The following is a 7,104-nucleotide window of genomic DNA, read 5'->3' as shown; positions in this document are numbered from 1 at the left end:
CCAGCAAATGGGGCCTCGACACCCTCGACGCCCTCACCCGGCTCTTCACCACCGGCCCCTGGCTACCACCAGCGGCACAACCCGTCTGATGACCAGCACAATCAGCTACGACGCCAGCTGAACAGCTACGTCCAGACAGGGTCGAAGGGGCACACCCTCCCTCCCGACGGTGATCGCGACGCATGTTCAGGCCGCCTGCGTTGAGGTCCGCACCGATCTGGCAGCCCCATCCTCGAGAGTGGGTACGTGCTGCAGGGGTCAGCAAACTGGCTGATGAACTCAAGGGCGGCCCGCGGGGTCGACCCGGTCTTGCATAGACACTGCCGTACCGCCCTCGGCTGCGGACGATGAGCGAAGCACCAAGRCCGCGCGGGTGCGCGCCTTTCGCGTTCGAGGTTGTCGTGGAGGATGAAGGTATGGATCCCCAGCCGCCGTTGAAGCAGCAACTGCCCTTCCCTTACGATCAGGATCTCTCGCAGGTGCTGCGCCGTCTTAAACGGCAAACTCCGTTCAGCCGGGCCAGGCTTGCCAACGACCCGGTGACTGCAGCGTACATTGTGGCGGCAGAGCGATTGATTCAGCAGACCCTCGGTCCCAAAACAGAGGCGACATCTCCCGATCTCGATGGTAACGACGGTGTGGAGCGCCCAGTACTCAGCTTCCTTTCGCAGCGAGCCGTGGCGGCTGAGGTGGACAACAACTGCCATCCTTTTCCTCGCAAGGGAAAGGTATCGACGATGAGGGACAAGTGGGATACACATTCCGACTTCCTCGCGGATCTGTTGCGCTTCGGTCTGTGGTATAGGCACTACCTCGCCGACCAAAGCGATGAGATGGACTCGACCATTCAGAGGTTCATTGCGGGAGAAGATCCGGCCGGGGCGATTGGCGAGATTGCCTACCTTTATTTGAACTCTTTTGTAAATCGGTCGATGTTCCGGTTGAAGCTCATCGCAGCGGCGGYGGCCGAAGGTGACGACGCGATACATGAGGCGATGCTCGACAGTTATCGGGGAGGCGTTGAACCCTGGAAACTAGTGTTCGAGGAGTTTATGCGAGCGCGTGGTCTACGCCTGCGGCGCGGAATCTCGATCGGRGACTTCGTGGACCTCCTAGCCACCGTCCTAGAAGGCGCAGCCCTCCGGGCGCTCGCCGAGCCCGGCGCCCAGATCGTTGACCGCGACGGTCGTCATTCTATTCTCGGAACTGCCGCTCTTGCACTTATGATCGGTTGTCTGGAACGCATCGGGCAGGAACCAGGTCTGACCCTCGAACAAGCCGTTCACGGATTGATCTACGGTACTGTGGACTAGGCGGAGGTTTTCCGGCTCGCCGCGGCGCTACGACTGCGAGTGGCACCGCCGATCGATCGAGGAGACCTCGATGCTCGGCTTCCGATTTGTGTATGGAACGGGAGCCCTCGCTTCGGGAGTCCTATGCGAAGTAATGAGAAACGAGGAGCATCCTTGTCCGATGATGCGAACGATCTTTGTGGATGCGCGACACCCGAGCATGCCAGTCCGGACGCCGCGCAGCGTAGGAGGCGATGGGCAGGCCCCATGGCTGGCGCTGTGCTTGGTGTCGGCCTCGCGCTGATCGATCAGAAGCTCGGTATGGCGCTCGCCACTGGGTGTGGTACCGCGGCAGCCTTGGAACAGCTCGGAAAGCCGCGATCCTGAGGATCTTGATAGGCGCGGTCCCGCGTCCGCCGATGGCGGGCGCGGGAACCATTTTGCTTGTCATTTACTCACTGGGCAGCTGGCGTCCGCTATCGGCATAGCTCGCCGCACCTCCGATCTTGGTGTGGGTGTCGGTGCGTAGCTGGGTGACGCGCTCGCGGGCGGGGGCGGCGCCGATGCGGAGTCGTTTGCGGAGGGTCTCTGCGGAGATGGGGCGTTGGTGGTGTTGCCAGTGGAGGACGTCTTCGGCTCGGGCGCGGTGGAGGAGGTCCTGTTCCCGGGCTCCGGGTTCGTTCTGTGGGGACGTCTTGCCGGCCGGGGAAGCTTCGGTTCGTTTAGTCTCAGGGTCCTGTGTCGGTCTTGACGGCTGGGTGATCGTCGCCACGGCGGGTTGATCATCCGTGGTCGGTGGTGCTGGCGGGTGTGTGCTTGCCCCGTTGGTCTGCATGGCTTGGATGAGGTCGGGTGCGACTTCGGCCCAGCCGATCATGAGTAGTGGTCCGATGGCGTCGAAGGCTGCTTTGCCGTAGTGGCCGGCGATGAGGGGTTCGGCGATGTTGAGGGCGAGGGTGACGAGGCTGGCGAAGATGAGGAGCCGCCGGGCGGATCGTTGAACCTTGGCGGGGCCGCTGTGCGCCCAGGTTGCGCGTCCCTATAGCCATCCCTATAGCTATAGGGACGGCCACCCCGTATAGGGATGACAGACAGCGCGCACCCCGCGGCACCGGCTCGCTGCGCGAGCGATCACCCGGCGTCTGGGAGATCCGCATCGTCGTCGGCTACGACCTGGTCCGGGACCGCAGCATGCAACGCTCCTTCACCGTCCGCGGCGACCGCGAGTACGCCGAGKCGCGGCGGCGAGAGCTGGTCGCCGACGTCGGGATCACCCACGTGGACGCCACGGCCGTCGGGGGCCGCACGACCGTCGGTAAGCTGCTCGAGCGTTTCCTCGCCGGGTCGCACGCCTGGCAGCCGGCGACCCTGGCCTCGCACCGGCATGTGGTCCAGACGCTGCTGGCGGACCGGCTGGCGCTGCGACGGCTGGCCTCTCTCACGCCTGGATACATGCGGGCGACCATTAGGCGCTGGCAGCAGGAGGGCCTGTCGGTGCCGACGGTGTCAGGCCGATGGTTGGTGCTGCGCTCGGCCGTGTCATGGGCCGTCGACGAGGAACTGCTGCCCGCCAACCCGCTCGCCGGGATGCGAGGTCCACCGCGGCCGGCGCCGCGCCGCCATCACACCCTCGACGAGGTCCGCCAACTCCTGCGCACGGCCGAGGCCCAGGTCGCCGCCGCCGAAGATGCGGTCCGTGCCCGCCCGGACCGCGCCGGGCCGCTGCGGGAGCTGTTCACCGCCGAGCAGAATCTGTTGCTGGTGCGGGTCGCGGCCGATTCCGGTGCCCGCAGGGGAGAACTGGCCTGCCTGCGCCGCGCCGATCTGGGTGGCCGGGTTCTCACGATCGAACGGGGGCTGTCCGTGGGGGAGCTAGGCCCGACGAAGTCGAAACGGACCCGGCGTCTTACCCTCGGCCAGACCACCACGGACATGATCATCAGGCATTTCGAGGTCTGGACCGCTCGCGCCGGTACCCCGACCGCCGACTGGATCTTCACGGCGTCACCCGACCGCAGCACGTTCATCACCGCGGAGGCGCTCTCGCACCGGTTCCGCCGCCTCGGCCGAGCCGCCGGCGTCGAACGACCTGCGCTACACCGCCTCCGCCACGGCGTCGCCACCTACCTGGTCGGCAGCGGCAAGCTGCTCAAGGCCCAGGCCCGCCTCGGCCATCGCGACGCAGCTACGACCCTGCGCCACTACTCCCATGCCACCCCGCTGGACGATCAGGACATCGCCGACGAGCCCGCGCACCGGGGAAAAATGACCTTCATCGCATAACTCCCTCCGGCTCTCGTCAAATCTGAGGTGCTGTCCGGGGAAGGCCTGAACACAGGAACTGAGGAACGCGCTCGAAGCAGCAGGAAATAGTGCCCCAGACCTTCACCGTCATACTCTTGGACGGGCTCACAGCACCAAACGCACGCGACGTCGACCCGGACAGCACCGCGATTGGCCCACAGGACGACCTCGTCTGCGGCCGTCACGGCAAGGAAGCCCACACACAGATCACGGCCGGACGCGCCACCAGCAGCAAATTCTCATCCCGAAAGGGTGGCGGCACGCCGCCATGACTGCTCTCTCTTGGAACAGATCTCTTGGAACAGATCTCCGAGAGCGCGGAGCGCGACAAGCAGTAGGCCGGATATTGAACGACGCMTTCGACGAGCTTCGGGCCGCGGGTGTTGCGGTGAGCCGGGCGTGTACGTTCACCGGCCGGTCGCGGGCGACGCACTACTGTCACACCGCCCCAGGTGGGCGGCTGCATGGGCCGTGGCCGGCGCGGAGGTCCCCGCCGGCGGCGCTGGGCGAGACCGAGCGCTCCCGGGTGTTGGCGGTGATGAACAGCCCGGGCTACCAGGATCTGGCGATCCCGCAGGTCTGGGCCCGTGAGCTGGACGCCGGCCGGTACTGATGCTCCCTGTCGACGATGTACCGGATCGCCCGGGCGGATCGACTGTCGGCAGCCGACATCGAGACCTTGATCGGCCCATTCCTCGCAGGTCGGGCCAGATCAGCGTGGCAGGCTGGTCGGTCTGCCCGTGGCGCCCCGTGGTGCTTCGACGCCGCCGCCTCCTCTTGGGCGGGGTCGCGTGCGGAGCCGTCGTGTTGTCCAGAGGTCCAGGTGGATGAGCGTGATTCCCAGGGTGAGGCTGGCGCCGGCGATGAGCCAGCAGCCAAAGTCGCCTGGTGGTTGCCTCGTCCAGTCCCACCATGAATCGGTGCCGTCAGCATTCTGCTGGAAGAACGTCAGAGGCAGGATGCTGACGAGCGGTAGGACCCAGCTGAGGGTGGTGCTGAAGAGTCGTGCGGAGAGGAGCGCGATCCCTTCCCAAATGAGAACTGAGCGTAGCGCGGTGACGCCAGCAGGCAAGGAATCGGAGGCGGCCTCGACTCCCAGTTGCAGTGCGGCGGTCAGGAACACGGCGAGGATAAGGTGCACGCGGCGAACGTGCTGGTAGCGGCCGGCCGCGCCTTGTTCGAAGTCGGCCATCGGGCTGTGCAACGTAGCGGCCGGCAGCACCGCGTAGGCGGCCGGGAGCTCGTGACGGTAGGCGATCGGGACATCCGCCAAGGGCAGCACGAGTTCACGGCTTCCGAACAGGACGTCAGCGGTTGCCAGAACCACGAGGCCAGCGAGGTATCCGGCGGCGTGATGAGTCCGGCCGTAGCGGACAGCTGCGTGGAGATGCTCACGCACAGGTAGTGTTCCGGATTGTGGCCATGCGCTGCCGGACCCAGGTCAACTGGCTCTCTTGCGGGGTGTAAATCAACTTGCCAATCGCCTGGACGTCGACGCCTGGAGGGCCACCATGGACAGATGGTGGCTGGGGTGCTCCGGTTATCCGGGATTCGAGCCAGGTCCCTAGCTCAAACTCGGCATGAAAGAATACCGCACTGTCATTCTCGGTCGCCCCGGTGCACGGCTTGGGGAAGGTCTCGTTGATGATCTGGATGGCAATGTTGGTGGCAACCTCCCACATGGCACCCTCGGGGATGGCGAAGTCGACATATCTGTACTGGCTGCCGCGCAGGCCCTGCTCGTAGAACCGGGCCGGTACGGTGAACTGGCCGGCGGGTAGCTCGTTGAGGCGGGAGGCCATAGCCGAAAGTTGCGGGAGGTACTTCTGGTCATCCGGCCAGACACAGACGGCCGGCTTGGTGCCGGTACACGGATAGTTCGTCGGGATTGGGCGGTTGACCTGTATTGGACCGGCGCTCGCGTAGGCGGCCAGGCAGCCGATGAGCGCCGCCACAGCAGCGACCACGGAGTAGGTCTCGCCACGTCCGTAATGCCTGTTCACGGGGCGCTGAAGCCTAAGCCGAGGCTTCGGCGCGCTGACCGCGACCGCTACGGCGGCAACCGTGAGCAGTAGCCGAGTCGTCAGCGGYCAGTACGCGATGCGGGCATCGGGCGGACCGACGAGCACCATGAAGCCGAGTGTTCCGCCCAGTGATCCAAGTAGCAGGAAGCAGGCGAGCGCGCCGAACATCGGCGCTATGATGCGGGACTGGCTCCAGCGGCCGAGCGCATGCCCGACCGCGGTGCAGCCGACGATGACACTTGCTCCAAGCAAGAGGTAGCCCGGCCAGAGGAAGCCCGGCCCTGCGGACCCGACTGACGTGACGGCGGCGGCGGCAATGCCGACGAGGTAAGCGGCCAAGCCGAAGGAGGCGGTCCCGGCAAGCTGCAGGCCCTCGGCCTGCCATCTCGGCCGGGCGGCGGCGGCGAGCTGCTCATCCATGCCCTGCCGCGAGGCCCGGCCGGCGGACCACGCTGCGAGCGCCGCGCAGAGGGGTCCGAAGTAGAAGGCAGGAATCTGTGCGGCGACGCTGGTCTGGGGCCAGACCCCGATCCACCACCGCCCCCGTTCGTACAGCACGATGAGATCGACAGCCACCAGCGCCGGCAGCCACCACCGGAATGCGGAACGCCGGAGCTCCGTCCAGTAGGAATAGATCATCCGCGGACGCCCGTCCTTAGCACACTCATATAGCCACGTTCGATCGCTGTATCTCCCGGGGCATCCGGCGCCGCCAACTTGCTGAGCTCCTCAGTGCGGCCATTGAACACTACCCGGCCCTCGTCGAGGACCACCACGGTGTCGCAGAGAGCGGCTACGTCCTCGACAAGGTGAGTGGACAACACGACCGCGCGCGAACTCAGCGAGCGGATCAGGGCACGGAACTCGAGACGCTGCGCAGGGTCGAGCCCGACCGTCGGCTCGTCGAGTAGTACCAGCTTCGGGTCACCGACAATTGCGCTGGCGATTCCCGCGCGCCGCAACATTCCACCGGACAGAGTGCGCAGCCGGTCGTGCATCCGGTCCGACAGGCCCACTCCCTCGATAGCTCGCAGAGTTCCCTCGTGCGCGGCTCCACGAGGAACTTCGCGTAGCCAAGCGACGTAACGCACGAAATCATAGACCGAGAACCCGGGAAGATATCCGAAGTCTTGCGGCAGATAGCCGATCCCCCGCCTCGCCAACCGCGCTTCTCGACCTGTCTGGACTGCACTGCCCGCCACGCGCACCTCCCCCTGGGCTGGTGGCGCGACGGTCGCCAGCGTGCGCAGGAGGGAAGTCTTGCCGGCGCCGTTGGGACCGAGCAGGCCCATCATGCCCTCCTGCAGGGAAAAGCTCACATCCGCAAGAACCGTCCGTCTGCCATACACCTGCCGCAGTCCGGTCACGGACACGACGTCTTCTACCACAGGAGATCTCCCTCGCCGCGCGGCCGGGCCGCGCGTGTCCCGCACGGCCCGCCCTTATGCGAGTTAACCGTGGAAGTCAACCCGGGAACTGTTGAT

At 65.9% G+C, this 7,104-nt stretch carries 6 protein-coding genes and 1 pseudogene; 3 read left to right on the top strand and 4 right to left on the bottom strand.

Annotated elements, in window-relative coordinates; genetic code table 11:
• Positions 1 to 416: 416 nt before the first annotated feature.
• Positions 417 to 1,313: a hypothetical protein gene (locus BL253_RS42045; protein WP_131831682.1), complete on the top strand. Its 897-nt coding sequence runs from the start codon at positions 417 to 419 to the stop codon at positions 1,311 to 1,313.
• Positions 1,314 to 1,743: 430 nt separating this feature from the next.
• On the opposite strand, the pseudogene BL253_RS45705 reads toward BL253_RS42045, so the two are convergent.
• A pseudogene (locus tag BL253_RS45705) lies at positions 1,744 to 2,347 on the bottom strand (hypothetical protein); the annotation flags it as partial.
• Between the two features lie 136 nt (positions 2,348 to 2,483).
• Here BL253_RS45705 and BL253_RS45235 point away from each other — a divergent pair.
• Positions 2,484 to 3,575: a tyrosine-type recombinase/integrase gene (locus BL253_RS45235; protein WP_076822694.1), complete on the top strand. Its 1,092-nt coding sequence runs from the start codon at positions 2,484 to 2,486 to the stop codon at positions 3,573 to 3,575.
• Between the two features lie 409 nt (positions 3,576 to 3,984).
• Entirely contained in the window at positions 3,985 to 4,209 is a 225-nt protein-coding gene (locus BL253_RS37240) for a hypothetical protein (protein ID WP_131831680.1), read from the top strand.
• 99 nt (positions 4,210 to 4,308) lie between these two features.
• On the opposite strand, the gene BL253_RS42040 is transcribed toward BL253_RS37240, so the two are convergent.
• From BL253_RS42040 to BL253_RS37225, 3 genes are read right to left on the bottom strand one after another with little or no spacing between them, the layout of a single operon-like run.
• Positions 4,309 to 4,995 carry a hypothetical protein gene (locus BL253_RS42040; protein WP_131831679.1) on the bottom strand — a complete coding sequence of 229 codons (687 nt, stop codon included), beginning with the start codon at positions 4,993 to 4,995 and terminating at the stop codon, positions 4,309 to 4,311.
• Complete coding sequence (locus tag BL253_RS37230; RefSeq protein WP_076822690.1) at positions 4,988 to 6,259, bottom strand: hypothetical protein; 1,272 nt, start codon at positions 6,257 to 6,259, stop codon at positions 4,988 to 4,990. Before BL253_RS37230 ends, BL253_RS42040 begins: the two co-directional genes overlap by 8 nt.
• Complete coding sequence (locus BL253_RS37225) at positions 6,256 to 7,008, bottom strand: ATP-binding cassette domain-containing protein (RefSeq protein ID WP_198946550.1); 753 nt, start codon at positions 7,006 to 7,008, stop codon at positions 6,256 to 6,258. The genes BL253_RS37230 and BL253_RS37225 overlap by 4 nt, the downstream gene beginning before the upstream one ends.
• Between the last annotated feature and the right edge of the window lie 96 nt (positions 7,009 to 7,104).

Origin of the sequence: Pseudofrankia asymbiotica, assembly GCF_001983105.1 — a bacterium.
Classification (GTDB): domain Bacteria; phylum Actinomycetota; class Actinomycetes; order Frankiales; family Frankiaceae; genus Pseudofrankia; species Pseudofrankia asymbiotica.
Note: the sequence above shows the minus strand (reverse complement) of the source record. Positions and strands in the feature narration are given on the sequence as shown.